General features: G+C 63.5%; 26 protein-coding genes. 21 read left to right on the top strand and 5 right to left on the bottom strand.

Translation table 11 applies throughout. The annotated features are described in order from the left end of the window. The first annotated feature begins 6 nt into the window (after nucleotides 1-6). Both ACTNBK_RS00130 and ACTNBK_RS00125 read left to right on the top strand, forming a co-directional pair. The gene (locus tag ACTNBK_RS00130; protein WP_441142564.1) at nucleotides 7-774 is read left to right on the top strand and encodes a TatD family hydrolase; all 768 of its coding nucleotides are present in this window, start codon (nucleotides 7-9) and stop codon (nucleotides 772-774) included. 12 nt (nucleotides 775-786) lie between these two features. Then, nucleotides 787-1404, top strand: a complete 618-nt coding sequence (locus ACTNBK_RS00125; protein WP_441142562.1) for a TatD family nuclease-associated radical SAM protein — start codon at nucleotides 787-789, stop codon at nucleotides 1402-1404. A 154-nt stretch (nucleotides 1405-1558) separates the two neighbouring features. On the opposite strand, the gene ychF is transcribed toward ACTNBK_RS00125, so the two are convergent. Beyond that, a complete protein-coding gene (gene ychF, locus ACTNBK_RS00120; protein WP_441142560.1) occupies nucleotides 1559-2653 on the bottom strand; it encodes a redox-regulated ATPase YchF in 1095 nt (364 codons plus the stop codon). 239 nt (nucleotides 2654-2892) lie between these two features. Here ychF and ACTNBK_RS00115 point away from each other — a divergent pair, with 239 nt between their 5' ends. Continuing rightward, the gene (locus ACTNBK_RS00115; RefSeq protein ID WP_441142558.1) at nucleotides 2893-3468 is read left to right on the top strand and encodes a rubrerythrin family protein; all 576 of its coding nucleotides are present in this window, start codon (nucleotides 2893-2895) and stop codon (nucleotides 3466-3468) included. Nucleotides 3469-3650: 182 nt separating this feature from the next. Here ACTNBK_RS00115 and ACTNBK_RS00110 read toward each other — a convergent pair whose 3' ends face one another. Both ACTNBK_RS00110 and ACTNBK_RS00105 read right to left on the bottom strand, forming a co-directional pair. After that, a complete protein-coding gene (locus tag ACTNBK_RS00110; RefSeq protein ID WP_441142556.1) occupies nucleotides 3651-4334 on the bottom strand; it encodes a hypothetical protein in 684 nt (227 codons plus the stop codon). A gap of 75 nt (nucleotides 4335-4409) precedes the next feature. Continuing rightward, nucleotides 4410-4979 (bottom strand): hypothetical protein, encoded by a 570-nt coding sequence (locus ACTNBK_RS00105; protein ID WP_441142554.1) that lies wholly within the window; start codon nucleotides 4977-4979, stop codon nucleotides 4410-4412. A 194-nt stretch (nucleotides 4980-5173) separates the two neighbouring features. Here ACTNBK_RS00105 and ACTNBK_RS00100 point away from each other — a divergent pair, with 194 nt between their 5' ends. From ACTNBK_RS00100 to ACTNBK_RS00090, 3 genes are all read left to right on the top strand, one after another. Next, the gene (locus ACTNBK_RS00100) at nucleotides 5174-5905 is read left to right on the top strand and encodes an ABC transporter ATP-binding protein (protein ID WP_441142552.1); all 732 of its coding nucleotides are present in this window, start codon (nucleotides 5174-5176) and stop codon (nucleotides 5903-5905) included. 72 nt (nucleotides 5906-5977) lie between these two features. Then, entirely contained in the window at nucleotides 5978-6895 is a 918-nt protein-coding gene (locus ACTNBK_RS00095; protein WP_441142550.1) for a SufB/SufD family protein, read from the top strand. Continuing rightward, entirely contained in the window at nucleotides 6879-7337 is a 459-nt protein-coding gene (locus ACTNBK_RS00090) for a PaaI family thioesterase (protein WP_441142548.1), read from the top strand. Before ACTNBK_RS00095 ends, ACTNBK_RS00090 begins: the two co-directional genes overlap by 17 nt. Nucleotides 7338-7430: 93 nt before the next feature. Here ACTNBK_RS00090 and ACTNBK_RS00085 read toward each other — a convergent pair whose 3' ends face one another. Continuing rightward, nucleotides 7431-7622, bottom strand: coding sequence for a hypothetical protein (locus ACTNBK_RS00085; protein WP_441142546.1), 192 nt, complete (start codon nucleotides 7620-7622; stop codon nucleotides 7431-7433). 165 nt (nucleotides 7623-7787) lie between these two features. On the opposite strand from ACTNBK_RS00085, the gene ACTNBK_RS00080 reads away from it, so the two are divergent. The 15 genes from ACTNBK_RS00080 (at nucleotide 7788) to ACTNBK_RS00010 (ending at nucleotide 20424) form a co-directional block, all read left to right on the top strand. Continuing rightward, nucleotides 7788-8138 carry an Asp23/Gls24 family envelope stress response protein gene (locus ACTNBK_RS00080; protein ID WP_294511863.1) on the top strand — a complete coding sequence of 117 codons (351 nt, stop codon included), beginning with the start codon at nucleotides 7788-7790 and terminating at the stop codon, nucleotides 8136-8138. Nucleotides 8139-8178: 40 nt separating this feature from the next. Beyond that, the gene (locus ACTNBK_RS00075; protein ID WP_441142544.1) at nucleotides 8179-9855 is read left to right on the top strand and encodes a DAK2 domain-containing protein; all 1677 of its coding nucleotides are present in this window, start codon (nucleotides 8179-8181) and stop codon (nucleotides 9853-9855) included. An 86-nt stretch (nucleotides 9856-9941) separates the two neighbouring features. Beyond that, nucleotides 9942-11135, top strand: coding sequence for a MalY/PatB family protein (locus ACTNBK_RS00070; protein WP_441142542.1), 1194 nt, complete (start codon nucleotides 9942-9944; stop codon nucleotides 11133-11135). Beyond that, nucleotides 11132-11260 (top strand): hypothetical protein, encoded by a 129-nt coding sequence (locus tag ACTNBK_RS00065; RefSeq protein ID WP_441142540.1) that lies wholly within the window; start codon nucleotides 11132-11134, stop codon nucleotides 11258-11260. Before ACTNBK_RS00070 ends, ACTNBK_RS00065 begins: the two co-directional genes overlap by 4 nt. A 24-nt stretch (nucleotides 11261-11284) precedes the next feature. Further along, entirely contained in the window at nucleotides 11285-12010 is a 726-nt protein-coding gene (locus tag ACTNBK_RS00060) for a DMT family transporter (RefSeq protein ID WP_441142539.1), read from the top strand. A 394-nt stretch (nucleotides 12011-12404) separates the two neighbouring features. Next, entirely contained in the window at nucleotides 12405-13424 is a 1020-nt protein-coding gene (gene aroF / locus ACTNBK_RS00055) for a 3-deoxy-7-phosphoheptulonate synthase (RefSeq protein WP_441142537.1), read from the top strand. A 19-nt stretch (nucleotides 13425-13443) separates the two neighbouring features. Further along, nucleotides 13444-14538: a 3-dehydroquinate synthase gene (gene aroB / locus ACTNBK_RS00050; RefSeq protein ID WP_441142535.1), complete on the top strand. Its 1095-nt coding sequence runs from the start codon at nucleotides 13444-13446 to the stop codon at nucleotides 14536-14538. A 2-nt stretch (nucleotides 14539-14540) separates the two neighbouring features. Continuing rightward, nucleotides 14541-14705: a hypothetical protein gene (locus ACTNBK_RS00045; RefSeq protein ID WP_441142533.1), complete on the top strand. Its 165-nt coding sequence runs from the start codon at nucleotides 14541-14543 to the stop codon at nucleotides 14703-14705. Then, nucleotides 14702-15940 (top strand): 3-phosphoshikimate 1-carboxyvinyltransferase, encoded by a 1239-nt coding sequence (gene aroA, locus ACTNBK_RS00040; protein WP_441142531.1) that lies wholly within the window; start codon nucleotides 14702-14704, stop codon nucleotides 15938-15940. The genes ACTNBK_RS00045 and aroA overlap by 4 nt, the downstream gene beginning before the upstream one ends. Before the next feature lie 12 nt (nucleotides 15941-15952). Next, on the top strand, nucleotides 15953-16930 hold the full coding sequence (locus ACTNBK_RS00035; RefSeq protein WP_441142529.1) for a chorismate synthase: 978 nt from the start codon (nucleotides 15953-15955) through the stop codon (nucleotides 16928-16930). Between the two features lie 24 nt (nucleotides 16931-16954). Next, nucleotides 16955-18109, top strand: a complete 1155-nt coding sequence (locus ACTNBK_RS00030; protein WP_441142527.1) for a bifunctional chorismate mutase/prephenate dehydratase — start codon at nucleotides 16955-16957, stop codon at nucleotides 18107-18109. Between the two features lie 3 nt (nucleotides 18110-18112). Further along, on the top strand, nucleotides 18113-18613 hold the full coding sequence (locus ACTNBK_RS00025) for a shikimate kinase (RefSeq protein WP_441142525.1): 501 nt from the start codon (nucleotides 18113-18115) through the stop codon (nucleotides 18611-18613). Beyond that, nucleotides 18610-19059, top strand: a complete 450-nt coding sequence (aroQ, locus tag ACTNBK_RS00020; protein ID WP_441142523.1) for a type II 3-dehydroquinate dehydratase — start codon at nucleotides 18610-18612, stop codon at nucleotides 19057-19059. The genes ACTNBK_RS00025 and aroQ overlap by 4 nt, the downstream gene beginning before the upstream one ends. A gap of 175 nt (nucleotides 19060-19234) precedes the next feature. Continuing rightward, nucleotides 19235-20092, top strand: coding sequence for a shikimate dehydrogenase (gene aroE, locus ACTNBK_RS00015; RefSeq protein WP_441142521.1), 858 nt, complete (start codon nucleotides 19235-19237; stop codon nucleotides 20090-20092). A 71-nt stretch (nucleotides 20093-20163) separates the two neighbouring features. Beyond that, nucleotides 20164-20424 (top strand): sporulation transcriptional regulator SpoIIID, encoded by a 261-nt coding sequence (locus ACTNBK_RS00010; RefSeq protein ID WP_130848219.1) that lies wholly within the window; start codon nucleotides 20164-20166, stop codon nucleotides 20422-20424. A 65-nt stretch (nucleotides 20425-20489) separates the two neighbouring features. Here the strand turns inward: ACTNBK_RS00010 and ACTNBK_RS00005 are convergent, their stop codons facing one another. Beyond that, complete coding sequence (locus ACTNBK_RS00005) at nucleotides 20490-22091, bottom strand: peptide chain release factor 3 (protein ID WP_441142519.1); 1602 nt, start codon at nucleotides 22089-22091, stop codon at nucleotides 20490-20492. Nucleotides 22092-22384: the final 293 nt, after the last annotated feature.

Below are 22384 nucleotides of genomic sequence, written 5' to 3'. Positions count from 1 at the left end.
CGAACCATGATCTTTGACACCCACGCCCACTACTATGACGACGCCTTTGACGCCGACCGGGACGCCCTGCTCTCCGCTCTGCCGGGCAAGGGGGTGGCCCTGGTGGTCTGCCCCGGCTGCGACCTGGAGAGCTCCAGGCAGTGTGTGGACCTGGCGGAGAAATACGACTACATCTATGCCGCCGTGGGCTTCCACCCGGAGAACCTGGAGGGGGCCGCCCTTACCGACCTGGACGCCATTCGGGACCTGGCCGGACACCCAAAGGTGAAGGCCATCGGCGAGGTGGGGCTGGACTACTACTGGGTCAAAAGCCCGGAGGACCGGACCTTCTCCCGGGACTTTTTCGATGCCCAGCTCTCCCTGGCCGAGGAGCTGGACCTGCCCGTCATCGTCCACGACCGGGACGCCCACAAGGACTGTCTGGATATCGTCAGGGCCCATCCCAACGCCCGGGGTGTCTTTCACTGCTGCGCCCTCAGCGCCGAGGATGCCAAAGTGGTACTGGACCGGGGCTGGATGCTCTCCTTCACCGGCAATATCACCTTTGCCAACGCCCGCCGGGCGCCGGAGGTCATCCGCTGCGCCCCCATGGACCGCATCATGCTGGAGACCGATGCACCCTACATGGCGCCGGTCCCCCACCGGGGGGAGCGCTGTGACTCCAGCCTCATTCCCATCACTGCCGCCACCATCGCCCAGCTCAAGGGCCTCACAGTGGAGGAGGTCCTTGCCATCACTCTGGACAATGGAAAACGGTTTTTCGATATTACCTGAGGAGGGAGCGATATGGAGACCATCACCTACGAGTATGAAAATGCCCTATACGTCAACCTGACCAACCGCTGTGACTGCTCCTGCGTCTTCTGCCTGCGGCACAACGGCCACAAGGGTTCCATCTACGCCGACGACCTGTGGCTGGACCACGAGCCTACCCGCGAGGAGGCTCTCCGGGACCTGCTGGACCGGGACCTGCCCAGCTACCGGGAGCTGGTCTTCTGCGGCTTTGGGGAGCCTACCTACCGCATCGACGACATCCTGTGGCTGGTGGACGAGCTCAAGCGGACGGTGCCCGGCCTGCCGCCGGTGCGCATCAACACCAACGGACATGCCAACCTCCTCCACGGCCGGGACGTATGTCCCGACCTCAAAGGGCGCATTGACGTGCTCTCCATCTCCCTCAACGGGTCCACTCCGGAGGAGTACCTGGCCGTCACCCAGCCCCGGGATGGCATTCTGGCCTGGAAGTCCATGCTGGATTTCACCCGGGAGGCGGCAAAGTATGTGCCCACGGTGATGATGACCGTGGTGGACAAGGACAAGACCCCGGATGAGATCGATCAGTGCCGTGCCCTCTGCGAGAGCCTGGGCGCCCATCTCCGTGTCCGCGCCTACATCCCCGATTAGCCCTTTTTCTTGTAAGAAAAAGGGCCAAAAAGAACTTGGACAGCGCTCTGCACGCCCTGCCCAACCGGCGCAGCTGCCCGCTAAGGATACAAAATGAAAAATCCGCCCACGCCGCTCGACCGCGGCGTGGGCGGATTCCATTTTTCTCTGCTGATTACACGTTGAACCGGAACAGGATGATATCGCCGTCCTGAACCACGTACTCCTTGCCCTCGGACCGCACCAAGCCCTTTTCCTTGGCGGCGTTCATGGAGCCGTTGGCCTTCAGGTCCTCGAAGGAAACCACCTCGGCACGGATGAAGCCCCGCTCGAAGTCGGAGTGGATCTTGCCGGCAGCCTGGGGGGCCTTGGTGCCCTTCCTGATGGTCCAGGCCCGGCACTCGTCCTCGCCGGAGGTCAGGTAAGAGATGAGGCCCAGCAGGGCGTAGCTGGCCTTGATGAGCCGGTCCAGGCCGGACTCGGCGATGCCCAGGTCCTCCAGGAACATGGCCTTTTCGTCCGGCTCCAGCTGGGCGATCTCAGCTTCCAGCTGGGCACACACCGGGATCACCTGGGCGCCCTCGTCGGCGGCCACCTTGGCCACCTGCTGGTAGTAGTCCACGTTCTCATAGTCGGAGAAGCCCGCCTCGTCCAGGTTGGCGGCATAGATCACCGGCTTCAGGGAGAGCAGCTCCGACTGGGCGATGAGAGCGGCGTCGTCCTCATCACACTGGTAGGAGCGGGCCGACTTGCCCTCGTTGAGCCAGTCCATGAGCCCCTGGAGCACCTGAGCCTCGTGGGCAGCCTTCTTGTCACCGGTCTTGCCCATCTTGGCACACTTGTCCATGCGCCGCTGGACCATCTCCATGTCGGCCATGATGAGCTCGATGTCGATGATCTCGATGTCACGGAGGGGATCGGTGGAACCCTCCACGTGAATGACGTTGGGGTCGTCAAAGCAGCGGACCACGTGGACGATGGCATCGGTGGCCCGTATGTTGGACAGGAACTTGTTGCCCAGGCCCTCGCCCTTGGAGGCGCCCTTCACCAGTCCTGCGATGTCCACAAACTCGATGACGGCGGGGGTGGTCTTCTTGGGGTGGTAGAGCTCGGAGAGCCAGTCCAGACGGCTGTCCGGCACGGCCACCATGCCCACGTTGGGGTCGATGGTGCAGAAGGGGTAGTTGGCGCTCTCGGCGCCGGCGTTGGTGATGGCGTTGAACAGGGTGGACTTGCCCACGTTAGGAAGGCCGACAATACCTAATTTCATCTATCTTTGCATCTCCTCATCCTGGATGATCTTCCTCGTCATGGCGGAAGCACCCTTCCGCCCAAAAAAGCGTGATATATTATACCACAGCGCCGGTTTTTTCACAATAGCCACCCTCTCACCATTTCCCTTGTCCTGCCGCGGTTACAAATTTTTCTTCTCCCTATTGACTATTTCAAAAACTTGTACTATCATAGCAATAACGATTCTTATTATTGTTAATAAATGGAGGCTTACATATGGAACTGAAAGGATCTCGTACCGAACAAAATCTGATGGCCGCCTTCAGCGGCGAGTCCATGGCCCGGAACAAGTATCTCTTCTTTGCCGACAAGGCCCGGCAGGAGGGCCACCCGGAGGTGGGGGAGCTCTTTGAGCAGATGGCTCAGAACGAGGGCATCCACGGCAAGCTCCTCTACCAGAAACTCAAGGGAGTTGGCTCCAGCGCCGCCAATCTCCAGGAGGCCATCCAGGGCGAATACGGTGAGTGGAGCAGCATGTACCCCTCCTTTGCTGACACCGCCCGGGAGGAGGGCTTTGAGGCCATCGGCACCCTCTTTGATCAGATTTCCAAGATCGAAAAAGACCACGAGTTCCGCTTCCTCGCCGCTCTGGCCAAGCTGAGCGCCTCCGGCTCCAAAACCACCGCCCCTGCTGCCCCTGCCGCTCCAGCACCCACCAAGATGGTCACCGTGGCCGGTTACCGCTGCATGTTCTGCGGCGCTACCTTTGAGGAGCGCCCCGACGTGTGCCCCGTCTGTGAGGCCATCGGCTCCTTTGAAAACACCACCATTCAGAAAAAGGTGGACGGCTGAGTTTCCTCCGCCGCCGCGTACAAGCGCCGCAGACCATGCCACACTGGGCATGGTCTGCGGCGCTTTTTATTCCTCCGGTAGATCGGCACGGGTCCATCTGTGTCGATCCGTTTCCCTCTTGTACCAGATCAGACAGCAGAAAATGTACGTTTTACAGTTAGGCACTTCTTTCTCCTGTTCCGTCAGACCGTTTTTTCGTCGATAACTGCCCGAAGCGGTTCGTCCAGCAGGTCGGCGAAGGGCCGGTCCACATACCACTGCCCCCGCAGCCAGTCCCCGTCTGGCGTGGAGATGCTCCAGCTGTTCCGACTCAGGTAGAAATCCACATCCCGTCCGTCAGAGAAGCTTACATGGAGAGTGGTGATGTCCTCCGCCGGCTTCCCGTCGAACCACCAGTAGTTCCGCAGCTCCACGGCGCTCAGCTTTTCCAAAAAGTCCTCCGCCCCGCCATCATAAACCGTGACGGGTTCCCCCTCCTCCTTCACCTGCCAGTCACCGTCGGGGTCCCACCGGAGGTCCGTGATGCCGTTCTCCCCCTCCACCCAGAGGGAGACGCCGTAAACCGACGCCGCCGGGTCCCAGCCGGGCAGCTGCTCCACCCGCAGGGTGCGGAAGTCGAAGCCCAGGAAAATGACTAGCGCCGCCGCACACCCTGCGGCGACGATTCCCTTCCACCTTCGGCACTGCCGGGCGGCCAGGCAGGCCACCACGAAGAGGAGCAGCAGCACGGCGATCAGGCACACGCCCCCCGTCCGCTGGGGCGGCGTCTTGGTGTCCCATGTATACAAATACCCGATGACCTCAAATATCAGCAGGAGCAGACACGCATCTCCCATCCGGGAGGGCTCCTTCCACATTGCCCGCATGTTTTCTCGCCCCTCTCCCTCTTTTGTGCCTCCATTCTATCACGGCAAAGGGACCGGGGCAACGGCTTTCCACCCTCAGAGCTCCTCCAGCAGACGCCGGACCGTCTGGGCGCTCTCCCGGCTCTCTGCCGCCAGGTCCAGCCACAGGTTGGCCAGGTCGCCGTCCTCCGCCCGTGCGGCGGCGGAGCGGCAGCCCTCCTCGCCCCGCCGCTCGGCCAGATACCGCTCCCGGAGCCCCCCCATCACCGTGCTCTCCCGGTGCTCTCCGCCTGGGTTCTGGGGCAGATACCACACCCCGTCCAGCAGGAAGCAGGCCACCGCCAGCCGTTTGCTCCTCCGCCGGGCGGAGGCCGCCAGACCCCGGAGCTGCCGTCCCGCCGGCCGGTTCCCCAGCCGCCGGGCCAGGGCCTCGTAGGCCGCCGCCCCCGCCAGAGCCTCCCCCAGCGCCGCCCGCAGTTCCCCGCACCGGCGCTCCATCCGCTCACCCGCGTCCGGCGCCGCCAGCGCCCGCTCCGGTGCCTGTGCCGGCAGCACCTCGATGGGGCTCTCCCCCCCGCCGCTCTCGGTCACCCGCTGCCATACCTGCCGAAAGAGCTCCCGCTCCTCCGGCGCCGCACCGCCCTGGGGCTTCTGCATCTCTTCCATGGATCACGCCTCCTAAATTCCGGTCTTTCGGTCCATACTATGCCTGTGCCCCTACGGCGTTTCCTCGAAGTTTAGGTCAATAAAAGAAATACTTGTAAATCAATCGGAATTATGGTAAAATACTGCCGTATCGGCGGCAAGTGCCCCAAAACCGCCGCCGGCGGTTTACAGAGAAACACAAAGGAGTCCTTCACATGCTGGAGATCAGGCATTTATCTTATCAGGTGTCCGACGAGTCCGGCGAGGAGCTGGGCATCCTCAACGATGTCTCCCTCACCATCGGCGAGCACAAGTTCGTGGTCATCACCGGCCCCAACGGCGGCGGCAAGACCACCCTGGCCAAGGCCATCATGGGCCTGGTCACCCCCACCGGCGGGCAGATCCTGTGGAACGGTGAGGACATCACTTCCCTCAACATCACCCAGCGGGCCCAGAAGGGCATCAGCTACGGCTTTCAGCAGCCCCCCCGCTTCAAGGGCCTGAGGGTCCGGGACCTGCTGGAGCTCTCCTCCGGCCGGGAGGGTCTCACCCACGACGAGGAGTGCCAGTACCTCACTCGCGTTGGCCTGTGCGCCGCCGACTATATCGACCGCGAGGTGGACACCTCCCTCTCCGGCGGCGAGGTCAAGCGCATCGAGATCGCCACCATCCTGGCCCGCAACTCCGGCCTTATGATCTTTGACGAGCCCGAGGCCGGCATCGACCTGTGGTCCTTCGCCCGGCTCACCGACACCTTCCGCCAGCTCCACGACGAGCAGAAGGCCACCCTGATCGTCATCTCCCACCAGGAGCGCATCATCGACCTGGCCGACGAGATCGTCATGGTGGACCACGGCGTCATCACTCAGCACGGCGCCAAGGATGAGATCTTTCCCAAGATCCTGGCCAACACCGTGTCGGGCTGCAGCTATATGCACGGGGCCTGAATGTTCGCCCCGTTTTCACAGACGGCCGCTCCACACCACATCCCCGCGGCCGAGAAAGGAAGCATTTGAGCCATGGACAAACTGGAAGCCAAGCTCCTCAAAGAGATCGCCGATCTGGACGGTCTCCCGGTAGGAGCCTACAATATCCGCAAGAACGGACAGTCTGACGGCCGCGTCAACACCGCTCACATTGTCATCGATACCAAGACCGACAAGTCGGGCATCGACATCCACATCGCCCCCGGCACTAAGAAGGAGTCGGTCCACATTCCCGTGGTCCTCACCGAGACCGGCCTCACCGAGACCGTCTACAACGACTTCTTCATCGGTGAGGACTGCGACGTGGACATCATCGCCGGCTGCGGCATCCACAACTCCGGCTGCGACACCACACAGCACGACGGCATCCACACCTTCTACGTAGGCAAGAACTCCAAGGTCCGCTACTATGAGAAGCACTATGGCGAGGGCGAGGGCACCGGCGAGCGCATCTTCAACCCTCAGACCATCGTCTACCTGGAGGAGGGCGCCTCTATTAACATGGAGACCACCCAGATCCGGGGTGTGGACTCCACCAAGCGCTACACCAAGATCGTAGTGGGTGCCGGCGGCGAGGCCGTCATCACCGAAAAGCTCCTCACCCACGGCAAGCAGACCGCTGAGTCCGAGATGGACATCGTCCTGGCCGGCGAGGACGCCACCGGCCGGGTCATCTCCCGCTCCGTGGCCCAGGACCAGTCCCAGCAGGTCTTCTACCCCCGCATGACCGGCGAGGCCAAGTGCTTCGGCCACGTCCAGTGCGACTCCATCATCATGGGCCAGGCCAAGATCAAGTCCATCCCCGCCATCGCCGCCGAGCACCCCGACGCCCAGCTCATCCATGAGGCCGCCATCGGGCGCATCGCCGGCGATCAAATCCTGAAGCTCATGACCCTGGGGCTCACCGAGGAAGAAGCAGAGGAGCGGATTCTCAATGGATTCCTGCAGTAAACCTGTCCCTATTCCGGAGGACTATTTCCTGTTCCAGGACGCCTTTTCCATTTACAACCACATCAAGATTACCGGTCTCTTTGAGGATAGCATCTCCGAGGGGGAACTTACCATCCATCCGGACAGTCTCAACCCCTACGGCATCGTCCACGGGGGCTGTCTGGCTACCCTGGCCGATACGGTGGGCGGCTCTGGCGTCTTTGCCGCCACCGGCAAGCCCTGCGTCACGGTGAACTACGCCTTCAGCTTTCTCCGCCCCGCTCTGGGCACCAACAAGAAGCTCTACTGCCGAGCCGTACCTGAGAAGCTGGGACACCGTCTGTGCGTCTACCGCCAGACCATCACCGATGACAACGGCGTAGAGGTGGCCAACGGCAACTTCACCTTCTATCTCTTGGACCACCCTATGAAGGACAAGTCCTCCCAGCCGGCGGAGTCCTGACCAAAACGCAAAAATGGCCGCCCGTATGGGCGGCCATTTTCCTGCGTATGCCGCACTCTGCACAGAGAGCGCATCGTCATTTCTGTGTACGCCTTACTCGTCCCAGTCGGCGTAGTCGTCAAACTCGGAGGGGTGGCAGCAGCAGGCTCCCTTCTCCGCGACCATGTCCTTCAGGCCGCACACAGCGCTGGTAATCTTATCCCAGTAGGCCACGACGCAGCAAATGGCAGCGGCCAGCGCCAGGGACCAGCCTACGATCTTCAGTACAAAACGGGCGACTTTCATCCCATCACACCTCCACATCTGAGTGTTATCCTTAGTCTACACGATTTTCGTGGAAATTACAATCATTCACCGCAACTTTTTCCCTTGTATTTATGGGAAAAATAGAATACAATAAATAGACCATAATTGGTGTATTCTGTCCTAGTGCTCCAAAGGAGGTACCATATGAGACTGGAAACAGAGAGGGGCGCCATCACCATCAGCCCCGATGTCTTTACCAACATCACCGGCGCCGCCGCCACCAACTGCTACGGCGTCAAGGGCATGGCGGTGCGCTCCAAGACCGACGGGCTGGTCCATCTCCTGCGCCGGGAGTCCATGGCCAAGGGAGTCAAGGTCCGGTTCAATGACGATGATACCGTCTCCATCGAGCTCCACATCATTGTGGACAACGGCGTCAATCTTAACGCCGTCAGCCACTCTATCATGAGCGAGGTGCGCTATATCGTAGAGAAGGTCACCGGCGTCAAGGTCAAAAACGTGGACGTGTGCGTGGATTCCATGGTCATCGGCTGAAGTCCGGCGGCCCATTCCGTCATAGAAAGGAACATTTGACATGAGAGGAACCATTGACGGGGCGCTGCTGGCGCGGATGGTCATCCACGCAGCGGCCTCCATCAATTCCCAGAAGCAGCAGATCAATGAGCTCAACGTCTTCCCCGTGCCTGACGGCGACACCGGCACCAACATGGGTATGACCATCGCCACCGCCGCCGCCGAACTGAAGAAGAAGGCTCCCGGCAACGTGGGCGCCGTGGCCCAGGTCAACGCCAACGCCCTCCTTCGGGGCGCCCGTGGCAACTCCGGCGTCATTCTCTCCCTTCTCTTTCGGGGCTTTGCCAAGGCCCTGAAGGACAAGGATACCGCCGACGGCGCCGATTTCGCCATCGCCCTGGACTACGGCGTGGCCACCGCCTACAAGGCGGTCATGAAGCCCGCCGAGGGCACCATCCTCACCGTCTCCCGTCTGGCCGCCCGCCGGGCCGCCGAGGCCGCCCGTGAGGACCGCTCCCTGGAGTTCGTGCTGGACGAGGCCATCAAGGAGGGCCTCATTGCCCTGGACGACACGGTGAATCAGAACCCCGTCCTCAAGAAGGCCGGTGTGGTGGACGCCGGCGGCAAGGGCTTTTTGGTCATCCTCCAGGGCATGCTGGACGAGCTCCGGGGCGAGCCCATGCCCGAGGACACCGAGGAGGGCTCTGCCGGCGAGCAGAAAACCGACTACGCCGCCATCGCCGCCGAGGAGATCACCTTCACCTTCGACACCGTCTTTATCGTCCGTAAGGACGAGCATTACAACGGTCTGGAGGCCTTCCAGGCCTACCTCAACAGTGTGGGCGACAGCCTGGTCATCGGTGAGAGCGACGACGCCTTCAAGGTCCACGTCCACACCGACATCCCAGGCGCCGTCCTCAGCGAGGCCCAGAAGTACGGCACCCTGGAGCTGGCCAAGATCGAGAACATGCGCACCCAGGCCGACGACCTGGCCGCCGGCCGCCACATCCAGAGCACCGACGACCTGGAGGAGGACGACCACGGCCACTGTGCCGCCCCCGCCTCCGCCGCCCCGGAGAAGAAGTACGGCTTTGTCTCCGTCTGCGCCGGCGACGGCATCGCCGACGTCTTCCGGGACCTGGGCGTGGACCGGGTGGTCTCCGGAGGCCAGACCATGAACCCCTCCACCCAGGACATCCTCAAGGAGATCGAGGCCACCCCCGCCGAGGTGGTCTACGTCCTCCCCAACAACAAGAACATCATCATGGCCGCCGAGCAGTGCATCCCCCTGGCCCAGGGCAAGACGGTGGTGGTCCTGCCCACCAAGACCATCCCCCAGGGCGTCTCCGCCATGCTCTCCTTTGACCCCGACGCCATTCAGGAGGACAACACCGACGCCATGACCCAGGCCATCCAGAACGTCCACACCGCCCAGATCACCTACGCCGCCCGGAACTCCGATTTTGACGGCTTCGACATCAAGGAGGGTGACTACCTGGCCCTGGCCGAGAACCAGCTCTTCGGTACCGACCGGGACCTCTTCGCCCTGCTCAAGCGTCTGGCCGAGGCCGAGCCCCAGCAGAACGCCGAGTTCATCACCATCTACTACGGCGAGGACGTCACCGAAGAGCAGGCCCAGGGCGCTCTGGAGATCTTCACCGCCGCCTGCCCCAGCGCCGAGATCACCCTTCTCTCCGGCGGGCAGCCCGTCTACTACTACCTCATCTCCGCGGAATGATCCCCGCTCCATAATAACGTGTCAAGGGCGGCCGGAACGGCCGCCCTTTTCCCTTTCAGAAAGAGAGAACAGGAGGTTTGTTTCCCATGTCCACCTATGACTTTACCACCCTTCGCTCCCGGCTCCATATGGGGGCTTCCAAATGGATCCCCATGGAGAAGGCCGGCGTCACCGATCCCGACGTGATCCCCTTCTCCGTGGCCGACATGGACCTGCTGGTGGCCCCTGAGATCGTCTCCGCCCTCCAGGAGGCCGCCGCCTTCGGCGTCTACGGCTACACCGGCATGGACGAGGCCTTCCGCGCCGCCCTCATCGGCTGGATGGAGCGCCGCCACGGCTGGACCGTAGACCCCGGCTGGCTGGTGAGCAACTTCGGCGTGGTCCACGCCGCCGGCCAGGCCGTCCAGGCCTTTACCAAGCCCGGCGAGGCCATCGTCACCCAGACCCCCGCCTATCCCCCCTTCAAGCGCATCGCCGAGGCCACCGGCCGTCTCTTCTATGCAGATCCCCTCCGCCGCACCGACCACGGCTACGAGCTGGACCTCAATCACCTGGAGGACCTGTGTCGCCGCCCCGAGACCAAGCTCCTGCTCCTCTGCTCCCCCCACAACCCCACCGGCCGGGTATGGACCCGGGAGGAGCTGAAGTCCATCGCCGACATCTGCCGCCGCCACGACGTGCTCATCTTCTCCGACGAGATCCACTGCGACTTCATCGCCCCCGGCCACACCCACACCGTCCTGGCCACCCTGGACGAGGAGACCGCCCACCGCTGCATCATGGGTACCTCGGCCAGCAAGACCTTCAACCTGGCCGGGCTGGCCACCTCCACCACCATCATCCCCGACCAGGACCTGCGCCGGCAGTTCCGGACCAAGACCGACGGCTACACCGGCGGCTTCAACGGCTACTTCGGCCTCACCGCCACCCGGGTGGCCTATGAGCAGGGCGAGCCCTGGCTGAGCGCCCTCATGGAGCACCTGAAGGGCAATTTCGAGCTGTGTAAGGCTTTCCTGGCTGACCGCTTCCCCTCGGTGTGGACGGCCCCCTGGGAGGGCACCTACCTGCTGTGGGCCGACTTCTCCTCCCTGGGCCTGGACCCCGAGGCCCAAATGCGTTTCATGCGGGACGAGGCCGGGCTGTGGCTGGACGAGGGCACCATGTTCGGGCCCGAGGGGACCGGCTTTGAGCGCTTCGTCCTGGCCTGCCCCCGCCACCACCTGGAAAAGGCCCTGGAGCGCCTGGACGACGCCGCCCGGCGGCGGGGTCTCCCCCGTTGAGCCGCCTCACGGCGGACCCCCGGCTGGTCCTCTTCCTGGGGGTGCTAGGGGCCTCCTTCTCCTCCATCTTCGTGCGCTGGTCGGCGGCCCCCTCTCTGGTGACAGCCACCGGCCGGCTGGGCTAGACCGTCCTCCTGCTGCTACCGGTTGTGCTCCGGTCCCACCGGGCCGAGCTCCTGGCCGCCACAAAGCGGGACCTTCTGATGTGCGCCCTCAGCGGCGCCTGTCTGGCCCTCCACTTTTCCACCTGGTTTGAGTCCCTCAAGTGGACCTCCATTGCCTCCTCCACCGTGCTGGTATCCACCGAGGTCATCTTCTCCGCCCTGGGCTTCGCCCTCTTTCTCCACGGCCGCATCCCCAAGCTGGGCGCCACCGCCATCGCCGTGGCCTTCGCCGGCAGCGTGGTGCTGGCCCTCTCTGATGCCGGGGGCTCCCGCGGCGCCCTGACCGGTGACCTGCTGGCGGTGCTGGCCGCCGTGGCCGTGGCCGCCTATACCCTCATCGGACAGGTCCAGCGGGCCCGGCAGTCCACCACCGTCTACACCTTCCTCACCTACGCCTCCTGCCTCATCGTCCTGCTGGTGCTGGACGCCGCCACCGGCACCCCGGTGTTGGGCTGGGGCCTCCGGGAGGCGGGCGTGGGCCTGCTGCTGGCCGTCTTCTGCACCCTGCTGGGCCACTCTCTCTTCTCCTGGAGCCTGAAGTGGCTCACTCCCGCCTATGTCTCCGCCGCCAAACTGTGCGAACCCGTCTTTGCCTCCGTCCTTGGGCTCCTCCTCTTCGGCGAGGGCATCAGCCCCCTCCAAGGCATCGGCGCCATCGCCGTCCTGGCTGGCGTCCTCCTCTACACCAGGGCCGAGGGACGGCATACGTGAAAGAATGTGCCCTGTTGTCCGGCTTTCACCGGGACACAGGGCACATTCTTCCAAAAAATTTTGGCATTCCTTGTTGTATTTTTTACTTTACCGTGCCAAATTACTCTTGCATTTTTTCGCCGGCGGGTGTAAAATACCTCCAACCATTGCAAGTGAGGTATCTTTTCATGGACCATCGCCGCCTCACAACTGAATCCCGCTCCTTTACCTATTTTGGCTGGGCTCGATTTACGGGCACCGGCTTTTTTGGCATGGGTAAAATAGCGGGATAAAGTGAATGGGCCGGCCCTTTTGATAGGGTCGTTGTATCGTTGAACCGTGCGCTCATTGATTTTATCGTCAATGGGCGCCTTTTTTATTGCCGCGCCCTTGGCGGAAGAAGGAGAAGATCACTATGGTAATCATTATGAAACCCGGCACGAAAAATGAGGATATCGAAGCCCTGGCCGACACCTTCCGAGCCCAGGGCCTGGACGTGGGCATCACCCACGGCATCGGCTGCACCATTCTGGGTCTGGTGGGCGACACCACCGAGCTGGACATGGACAAGATCTCCATGGAGGACAACGTGGAGCGAGTCATGCGGGTCCAGGAGCCCTACAAGAAGGCCAACCGGAAGTTCCACCCCGAGGACACCGTGGTCACCGTGGGCAAGGCCCGAATCGGCGGCGGCAACTTCTCCGTCATCGCCGGCCCCTGCTCGGTGGAGAGCGAGGAGCAGATCTGCGCCGTGGCCCAGGATGTGAAGCTCTCCGGGGCGGCCATGCTCCGGGGCGGCGCCTTCAAGCCCCGTACCTCCCCCTACTCCTTCCAGGGCATGGGTACTCCCGGCCTTGACCTGCTGGTGGAGGCCCGTGCCCAGACCGGTCTGCCCATCGTCACCGAGATCATGGACCCCCGGATGGCCGAGCTCTTTGAGGAACATGTGGATGTGGTCCAGGTGGGCGCTCGGAACATGCAGAACTTCGAGCTTCTGAAGGAGGTGGGCAAGATGAGCAAGCCCATCCTCCTCAAGCGGGGCCTCTCCAACACCTACGAGGAGTGGATCATGTCGGCCGAGTACATCATGGCCGCCGGCAATGAGAACGTCATTCTCTGCGAGCGGGGCATCCGTACCTTTGAGACCTATACCCGCAACACTCTGGACGTGTCCGCCATCCCCGCCATCAAGCAGATGAGCCACCTGCCCGTCATCGTGGACCCCTCCCACGCCGCCGGCATGTACTGGATGGTGGAGCCCCTGGCCATGGCGGCCATTGCCGCCGGCGCCGACGGCCTCATTATCGAGGTCCACAACGATCCCCCCCACGCCAAGTGCGACGGCCAGCAGTCCCTCACCCCCAAGAAGTTCGACGAGCTTATGAAGAAGGTGAAGGTCCTGGCTCCCATGATGGGCAAAACCCTGATGCCCTGACACGGAAGGAAGTGAACCCATGAGGACCCTTACCGTATCCCTCCCCGGCCGCAGCTACGAGATTCTCATCGGCTCCGGCCTCCTCTCCCAGGCGGCTGAGCACCTGCACCGGGTGCTCCCCCGGGCCAAAAAGCTCTTTGTGGTCACCGACTCCAACGTGGCCCCCATCTACCTCTCCGCCCTCATCCCCGGGCTGGAGCGTGCCGGCTTTGAGACCGCCTGCCGGGAGATCCCCGCCGGGGAGGGCTCCAAATCCGCCGCCATGCTCAGCGCCCTCTGGGAGGACATGATGGACTTCGGCCTCACCCGCACCGACGCCGTGGTGGCCCTGGGCGGCGGCGTGGTGGGGGACCTGGCCGGCTTCGCCGCCGCCACCATCCTCCGGGGGGTGGATTTTATCCAGATCCCCACCACCCTCCTCTCCCAGGTGGACTCCTCCGTGGGCGGCAAGGTGGCCATCGACCTCCAGCACGGCAAGAACCTGGCCGGGGCCTTCTGGCAGCCCAAGGTGGTCCTCATGGACCCCGACACCCTGGACACCCTGGATGACCTCATCTTTGCCGACGGCATGGCCGAGGTCATCAAGTACGGCTGCATCCTGGACAAGGCCTTCTTTGACTTCCTCGCCCTCCGGCCCAGCCGGGACGAGATCATGGAGGAGATTGAACACGTCTTGTATACCTGCTGCGATTTAAAACGGATGGTAGTGGAGGAGGACGAGCGGGACACCGGCCGCCGGATGCTCCTCAACTTCGGCCACACCGTGGGCCACGCCTTTGAGAAGATGGGAAACTACGAGACCTGGACCCACGGCCAGGCGGTGGCCGCCGGCATGTGCGTCGCCGCCCAGCTGGGTCTGGCCTTGGGCACCGGCGGCACGGAGGATGACCTTCAGGCCCTCACCAAGCTGCTCCAGGCCTTTGACCTGCCCGTCCACATCCCCTGCTCTGACACCGACTGGCCCGTTATGGCAGAGACCATCGGTCTGGACAAGAAGGGCGCCGGGGACAGCATCAGCCTTATTCTCCTGGAGGAGATGGGTAAGGCCAAGGCCGTGAAGCTGAAAAAGACCGAAGTGCTCTCCCAGCTCTCCGCCCTCTACGGGAGGATTTGACCATGGACATCACCATCACCCCGGGCCTGCTCAGCGGGTCCATTACGCCGCCCCCCTCCATCGGGGGCCTTCGGCCCACGGACGGCATGTTCGGCGGTTCCGCCGCAGGCGGGAGCCGAACCGCCATCCTCTGGCTTTTGGAGGCCGAAAGGAGACACACTTTATGAATGTCACCATCACTCCGGGTCTGCTCAGCGGCTCCATTACGCCACCCCCCTCCAAAAGCCAGGCCCACCGGGCCCTCATCGCCGCCGCCCTGGCGGAGGGCGTGAGCATGCTCAAAAATGTGGCTCTCTCCCAGGACATCCAGGCCACCATCCGCTGTCTGGAGGCCCTGGGCGCCTCCTTCCGGTGGGAGGGCGATACCCTGGCAGTCACCGGTCTGGCCGGAAAGCCGGCACCCCAGGGGGAACTCCCCCTGCTGGACTGCGGCGAGTCAGGCTCCACCCTGCGCTTCCTCATCCCCATCGCCCTGGCCGTCCTCGGCGGCGGCCGCTTCACCGGCCACGGCCGGCTCATGGAGCGGCCTCAGGGGCCCTACTTCGACCTTTTCCGTGAAAAGGGCATCTTTTATGAGCAGAAGGACGGCGTGCTCACCGTCCACGGCCGGCTGGAGCCGGGAACATTCTCCCTCCCCGGCAACGTGTCCAGCCAGTTCATCACCGGCCTCCTCTACGCCCTCCCCCTGCTGTCCGGGGACAGCAAGATCCTCCTCACCACCTCCCTGGAGAGCCGGGGTTATGTGGACATGACACTGGACGTGCTGGACAAGTTCGGCGTCCGGGTGGAGAACCGGGACTACACCTCCTTCCGGATCCCCGGCAATCAGGCCTTCCGGGCCCGTGACCTCACCGTGGAGGCCGACTGGTCCAACGCCGCCTTCTGGTACGCCGCTGCGCTGCTGGAGAGCAACGTGGACATCCGGGGCCTGGATACCCACTCCACCCAGGGGGACGCCGCCATCGCCAGCCACTACTGGACCCTGGCCCGGCCCGCCGACGCCGAGATCGACGTGTCCGGCTGTCCCGACCTGGTGCCCCCCCTGGCCGCCATGGCCGCCCTCCGGGGAGAGGAGCTCACCACCCGGCTGGTCAACGCCGCCCGGCTGCGGATAAAGGAAAGCGACCGGCTCTCCACGGTGACCGAGGTTCTCAACGCCCTAGGGGCGGAGGTGGAGGAGCACGACGACTACCTGGTCATCCACGGGAAGGACACCCTTCCCGGCGGCGTCACCGTCTCCGGCCACAACGACCACCGCATTGCCATGATGGCCGCCATTGCCGCCACCAACTGTGACGCCCCCGTCACCATCACCGGGGCGGAGTGCGTCAAAAAGTCCTACCCCAACTTCTGGGAGGACTACGAGGCCCTGGGCGGCGTCATCGCTCGGGCCCAGGTTTAAGGAGGCGTCCCCATGAAATACATCATTTTCGGTGAGTCCCATGGACCCGCCATCGGGGTGACCCTGGAGGGGGTCCCCGCCGGTCTGGAGCTGGACATGGACTTCATCCGCAGCGAGATGGCCCGCCGGGCCCCCGGACAGAACGCCATGACCACCGCCCGCAAGGAGAAGGACGAGCCTGAAATTCTCTCCGGCGTCTTTGAGGGCAAGACCACCGGCACCCCCTTGTGCGCCGTCATCTTCAACACCGACACCCGCTCCAAGGACTACGCCAAGCTCAAAAACCTGCCCCGGCCCGGCCATGCCGACTACGCCGGCTTCGTTCGCTACCACGGCTGCAACGACTACCGGGGCGGCGGCCACTTCTCCGGCCGCCTCACCGCCCCCCTGGTCTTTGCCGGGGCGGTGGCCAAGCTCGTCCTGAAGGAGAAGGGCGTCACCGTCTCCGCCCGCATCACCAATGTGGCCAGCATCGCCGACCCCACCCCCGAGGAGATGGAGGCGGCTATCCTGGCCGCCAAGGCCGACCTGGACTCGGTGGGCGGGCGCATCGCCTGCGCCGTCACCGGCCTCCCCGCCGGGCTGGGGGCCCCTGACTTTGGCTGCAACGTAGAGGGCATTTTCTCCCAGTACCTCTTCGCCGTCCCCGCCGTGAAGGCGGTGGGCTTCGGCCTGGGGACCGGCTTCGCCGACCTCCGGGGCAGCCAGGCCAACGACCCCTTCTACATGGACGGCGACACCGTCAAAACCCGCACCAACCACACCGGCGGCGTCAACGGCGGCATCACCAACGGCATGCCGGTGACCTTCGAGGTCACCATCCGGCCCACCCCCTCCATCGCTCAGGAGCAGGACACGGTGGACCTCTCCAGCCGTACTGACGCCAAGCTGGCCATCACCGGCCGCCACGACCCCTGCATCGTGCCCCGGGCGGTGCCCGTCATCGAGTCCGCCGCCGCCCTGGCCGCCTGCCAGCTGCTGGGCATCTGAGTCTACACAAAGAGGTGTATTCCTATGAGTCAACTGGATGAGCTTCGGGGGCAGATCGACGATATCGATGCCCAGCTCACCTCCCTCTTCCTCCGGCGCATGGAGGTGACGGAGCAGGTGGGCCGCTGGAAGCAGGCCAACGGCATCCCCGTGCTGGACACCGCCCGGGAGCACGAGGTGCTGGCCAAGAAGGCCGCCCTCACCAACGACCCCGCCCGGAAGGACGACGTCACCGCCCTCTATGAGGCCATCATGGGCATCTCCCGCCGGCAGCAGCGCAAGCTTCTCACTGAGGCGGGCAACGAGGACTATGTCCGCATCCAGTCCGCCCTCCGGGCCGTCCGGGACCCCCTCGCCGACCCCAGGGTCCTCTACCAGGGGGAGCCGGGGGCCTACTCCGACGAGGCCGCCGGGCGTTTCTTTGGGGAGATCGTCGCTCGTTCCCACGTGGCCACCTGGGAGGAGGTCTTTCTGGCCCTGAAGGAGGGCCGGGCCGACTACGGCGTGCTGCCCATCGAGAACAGCTCCACCGGCTCCATCAGCCAGGTCTACGACCTGCTGGCCCAGTACGGCGCCTACATCGTGGGGGAGCAAACCGTGAAGGTGGACCACTGTCTTGCCGCCCCCGCCGGGGCCACCCTGGACACCATCACCGCCGTCTACTCCCACGAGCAGGGCCTCCTCCAGTGCGCCGACTTCCTCAAGGGCCGGAACTGGGCCCGGGTGCCCCGGCTCAACACCGCCGAGAGCGCCCAGTATGTGTCCAGAAGCGGCCAGCCCGACCAGGCGGCCATCTGCTCCCCCCACGCCGCCCGGCTCTACGGTTTGGAAATCCTGGCCGAGCACATCAACGCCAACGACCACAACTACACCCGCTTCGTCATCGTCTCCCCGGTGCCGGAGCACCGGCCGGGCAGCAATAAGGTGAGCGCCCTCTTCACCCTCCCCCACCGCACCGGCTCCCTCCATCAGCTCATGACCATCTTCGCCGTCAACGGCCTCAACCTCATGAAGCTGGAGTCCCGCCCCATTGTGGGCCGGAGCTGGGAGTACCTCTTCTTCGCCGACTTCATCGCCGACCTCGCCGCCCCCGGCATGGACGGGGTGCTCCTGGAGCTCACCCAGACCGCCGAGGGCTTCCGGGTGCTGGGGAACTACCCCGCCGCCAAGGAGGGCTGAGCCATGGATGAGCGCAACATCGTCCTCATCGGCATGATGGCCTCGGGCAAGACCACGGTGGGCGGCCTCCTGGCCGCCGCCCTGTGCCGTCCTCTGGTGGACACCGACGCCCTCATTGAGGAAAAGGAGGGCCGGACCATCCCCGCCATCTTTGCCTCCGACGGGGAGGGCTACTTCCGGGACCGGGAGCGGGAGACGGCGGAGGACCTCTCCCACAAAACCGGTCTGGTCATCGCCTGCGGCGGCGGCCTCCCCCTGCGGCCCGACGCCATGGCCCCCCTGAAGGAGACGGGGCTGGTCTTCTGGCTCTGCCGGGACCCGGGGGAAACCTACGATTCCGGGGTCCTGGGGGACCGGCCCCTGGCCCAGGACGGCCGGGCGGCCTTCCTGGACCGCTTTGCCCAGCGGGAGCCCGTCTACCGCGAATGGGCCGACCACATCATCACCGACCTGGCCTCCCCGGAGGCCGGTCTCAACGCCATTCTGGAGGTGCTCAGAGCATGAAATTTCTGGTCATCAACGGGCCCAATCTCAATCTGCTGGGCCAGCGGGAGCCGGGCATCTACGGCTCGGAGAACTACGAGAGCCTGTGCGCCCATTTGAAAGAGTTTGCCGCCACCCACGACTCCACGGTGGACTGCTTCCAGTCCAACCATGAGGGGGCCATTGTGGACACTATCCAGGCCGCCAACGGGGTCTACGACGCCATCGTCATGAATCCCGGGGCCTACACCCACTACTCCGTGGCCATTCTGGACGCCCTCAAGGCCATCTCCGTGCCCTGCGTGGAGGTCCACATCTCCAACATCCACCAGCGGGAGGAGTTCCGCCACAAGAGCGTCACCGCCCCCGCCTGCGTGGGCCAGATCTGCGGCCTGGGCCTCTACGGCTACGAGGCCGCCCTTGGTTACTTTCTCTCGGAGAGAGAAAGTAACCAAAGAGAGCTTTAAACTACCCTGCGGGGATACGTTTAAAAGAACTGAAAAGTCGTGCATCCCCATAGACATGTGCAGGCGGTGGAAAAATGGACGGGATCAGCATCCTTTCAGCCGTGGAAACTGCTTTCGTGCCGCTGAATTTTCCACACCAGCCGCCCAAACTGTGTAAAACCAAAGGAGAGCCGCCATGCAGGTCGAGCTGAACAACACCACCAAAAAGCTGTGCGTCATCGGGGACCCGGTGCTCCACTCCAAGTCCCCCCTGATCCAGAACACCATGATTCAGACCCTGGGGCTGGACTATATCTACCTCTGCCAGCCCGTCAGAGCCGGGGAGGCCGCTCGGTGGCTGGAGTGCGCCAGATTTGCCGGCTACGCCGGCTTCAACGCCACCATGCCTCACAAGGAGGACCTCCTCCCCCTCATGGATGAGCTGGACGAGGATGCCAAGCTCTACGGCTCCGTGAATACGGTCTGTATCAAAGAGGACAAAATATACGGATTCAACACGGATGGGCGGGGCTTTTTCCAGGCCCTGCTGGACGCCGGGTTCGATCCCCGGGGCCGCCGGGTGGTGCTGCTGGGAGCAGGCGGCGCCGCCAAGGCGGTGTCGCTCAAGCTGGCCCAGCAGGGGGCGTCCTCGGTGACCATCTGTAACCGGACCGTAGAGAAGGCACAGGCCCTCTGTGACAAAGCGCCAAAGATCCTCTCCCCCGCCGGCTTTGACCCAAAGACCCTCCGGGCCCAGGCTGCCAACGCCGACCTGCTGGTGAACTGCACCTCCCTGGGTATGACGGGGGCAAAGGGTCAGTTTGAGGACCTCTCCTTCCTGGAGGCCCTGCCCGCCGGCGTGCCGGTGTGCGACCTCATCTATGCCCCCCTGGAGACCGCCCTCCTGGCCCGGGCCCGGGAGCTGGGCCACCCCACCCTCAACGGCCTGAGCATGCTTCTCTACCAGGCCATCTTCGCCCTGGAGCACTTCACCGGCACCTCCATCGACGCCCCCGCTATGGCCCGGCGCCTGGCCCCCCTGCTGGGAGCCTAGGGCCGTTCTGTTCCCCTTTCTCTGCGCATATACATCCCACAGTGGAAACCACGATGGGGAGTGTTGTATGTGTGAAAGGGAACATCGAGGAGCGGGCCTGCCGGCTGGCCCTTTACATCATCGAGAACAAGGCGACGGTACGGGCTGCCGCCCAGCGCTTCGGCATCAGCAAATCCACCGTCCACAAGGACATCCAGGACCGTCTAAGCGCCTTCAACCGCCCCCTCTACCTCCAGGTAAAGGCGGTGCTGGACGAAAACAAGGCCCAGCGGCACATCCGGGGCGGCATTGCCACCCGGCGGAAATACAAGGGTGAGGATGCCGTCTCCTGACAACGGCTGAAAACAGAAAAAACGGCGCGGACCATATGGTCCGCGCCGTTTTTTGCACTCTGAAATCAGTCTCTGGCTCCGCCAAACTCGCTCATGATGAGGTTCTTGTTCTTCTCCTGGACCCAGTTGATGGACCACTGGGAGGCGAACAGCAGGAGCTGATGGCCCTTGTAGTCCTCCACCAGCTTCACGTCGGTGCCCAGGATGAGGTCGTCCTCCTTGAAGGGCTCGCCGGTGTCGTTTTCGATCCACCGCAGGTACTCGTAGGGCAGGCCCTCCATGTAGAGGTCCACGTTGTACTCGTTTTTGAGGCGGTACTCCAGCACGTCGAACTGGAGGGTGCCCACCACGCCCACGATGACCTCCTCCATGCCGGTATAGGGGGTCTTGAAGATCTGGATGGCGCCCTCCTGGGCGATCTGCTCCATGCCCTTTAAAAACTGCTTGCGCTTCATGGTGTCCAGGGGCCGCACCCGGCGGAAGTGCTCGGGGGCGAAGGTGGGGATGGGGTCGAACTTGAACTTCTTCCCCGGGGCGCACAGGGTGTCACCGATGGAGAAGATGCCCGGGTCGAAGACACCGATGATGTCGCCGGCGTAGGCCTCCTCGATAATCTCCCGCTCGGCGGCCATGAGCTGCTGGGGCCGGGAGAGTTTAATTTTTTTGCCGCCCTGGACGTGGTAGACCTCCTTGTCGGCGTCAAACCGGCCGGAGACCACCCGCAGGAAGGCGATGCGGTCCCGGTGGGCCTTATTCATGTTGGCCTGGATCTTAAAGACGAAGCCGGAGAAGTCGTCGTCCATGGAGTCGATGATCTCCTCCCCGGCCTTCCGGGGCAGGGGGGGCGTGGTCATACGGAGGAAGTGCTCCAGGAAGGGCTCCACGCCGAAGTTGGTGAGGGCGGAGCCGAAGAACACCGGGGAGAGCTTGCCGTGGCGGACCCGGTCCAGGTCGAACTCGGCGGCGGCGCCGTCCAGGAGCTCGATCTCATCGCTGAGCTGCCGGTGGAGCGCGGCGCCGATGAGGTCGTCCAGGTTGGGGTCGCCCAGCTCCACCTCGGTGGCGGTGGCCGCCTTGGACCCGCCGTTGCTGGTGAAGTGGATGATCTTCTTGCTGCCCCGGTCGTAGACGCCTTTAAAGTCCTTGCCGCAGCCGATGGGCCAGTTCACCGGGTAGGTCTCGATGCCCAGCTCCTTCTCCAGCTCCTCCAGGAGCTCAAAGGAGTCCCGGGCCTCCCGGTCCATCTTGTTGATGAAGGTGAAGATGGGGATGTCCCGCATGGCGCAGACCTTGAAGAGCTTCCGGGTCTGGGCCTCCACGCCCTTGGCCGCGTCGATGACCATGACGGCGCTGTCCGCCGCCATCAGGGTGCGGTAGGTGTCCTCGGAGAAGTCCTGGTGGCCCGGGGTGTCCAGGATGTTGATGCAGTAGCCCTCGTACTGGAACTGCATAACCGAGGAGGTGACGGAAATGCCGCGCTGCTTCTCGATCTCCATCCAGTCGGAGGTGGCGGCACGGCTGTTCTTCTTGCCCTTGACCACGCCGGCCTGGGCGATGGCTCCGCCGTAGAGCAGGAATTTTTCGGTCAGCGTCGTCTTGCCGGCGTCAGGGTGTGAAATGATGGCAAAGGTGCGGCGCCGGGCGATCTCACTTTCGTATTTAGACAAAGGTATTCCCTCCAAAAGATCCATGATGGGGAGTCCGGCCCGTCCCTCCGGGTCCGGCGTTTTTGTCTTTTTTACATGGGATAGACCCTCCCAGCGTCATAATTGGTACCGATGATGGCAAAAAATTATATCACAATCGGAAAAAAATTGCAAGTGGAGACCCCAGGACGTACAACAAAAGGTGTAGGACTACAATACATATTGGACATCTGAATAAAAAAGGATGAAGGACAGGGCCTCATCGGTTATAGTTGAAGTTGCGGACAACAACCGAACGAGAGGAGACCATATCC

This window comes from Intestinimonas sp. HCP28S3_D6, assembly GCF_052065695.1.
Lineage (GTDB): Bacteria > Bacillota > Clostridia > Oscillospirales > Oscillospiraceae > Intestinimonas.
The sequence above is the reverse complement of the archived record's forward strand: the minus strand, read 5'-3'. Positions and strand labels throughout refer to the sequence as shown.